The following is a 793-nucleotide window of genomic DNA, read 5'->3' on the forward strand; positions in this document are numbered from 1 at the left end:
GTGAAGAATGCCTGATACGCCAGTTCTACCCGGTGCGACACGTCCTGAAGTACTTGCGAATGAACCGACTTCAGGTCAGGTCTCTTCTGTTTCCAGAGAGGGAGCTGGCGTTTGGTTTCCAGGTATGATACAGACCTCTGCTCCTGCTCCCAGGCGTTCTTCCTCATGGCAAGCGTTTCATTGTAGACCCATCGACAGCTCTCAAGCGTCCGCTCAAGGCAGGTAATCTGCTTCCTGGTAGGGTATAACCGATACTGGTACGCTTTGATTGCCATGAGTCACTTTTCTTTCTGAGTGTTGATGTAATTCCGGATAACGTCCTTCGTTACATCCCCACAGGTACCGACATAATAGGAGGGATTCCAGAGATGTCCTTTCCAGAGGGGTTGACGCAGATGGGGGAACGACTCAAAGAGTTTCTTAGCTGTGATTCCTTTGAGGATCTTCACCATCGTGGCGGGAGCATGCTTGGGATGAGCGGTGATGAAAAGATGAACGTGATCGGGCATAATCTCCTGCTCATGCAGGAGAAAACCCCGCTCGTGAGCTATGGCCTCATGCAACTCTCTCAGTCGCTCTGCAACGTCCCCAACCAGGACTTTACGCCGGTATTTCACAGACCATACGAAATGGTAATTAACATTGTATACGCAGCCTCTCGCGCTTATCCAATGCTCGGGTTTTACCATTAAAAATACTATACTACACCATATGTAATATACATTTTGGGGAGGTGGAGGCGGCTGTATCCCACCATTGAAATGGCGGGGATTAGCCTGTTACGATCCTAAAA

2 protein-coding genes are annotated in these 793 nt (G+C 49.3%); both read right to left on the minus strand.

Annotated features, from left to right (window positions below; all coding sequences use genetic code 11):
* The coding region (locus RJ53_RS11500; RefSeq protein WP_211531781.1) for a helix-turn-helix domain-containing protein at window positions 1-275 on the minus strand (275 nt) is incomplete at its 3' end.
* 3 nt (window positions 276-278) lie between these two features.
* A complete protein-coding gene (tnpA, locus tag RJ53_RS11505; RefSeq protein WP_211531782.1) occupies window positions 279-689 on the minus strand; it encodes an IS200/IS605 family transposase in 411 nt (136 codons plus the stop codon).
* Window positions 690-793: the final 104 nt, after the last annotated feature.

This window comes from Methanocalculus chunghsingensis, from assembly GCF_018132105.1.
Taxonomy (GTDB): Archaea; Halobacteriota; Methanomicrobia; order Methanomicrobiales; family Methanocorpusculaceae; genus Methanocalculus; species Methanocalculus chunghsingensis.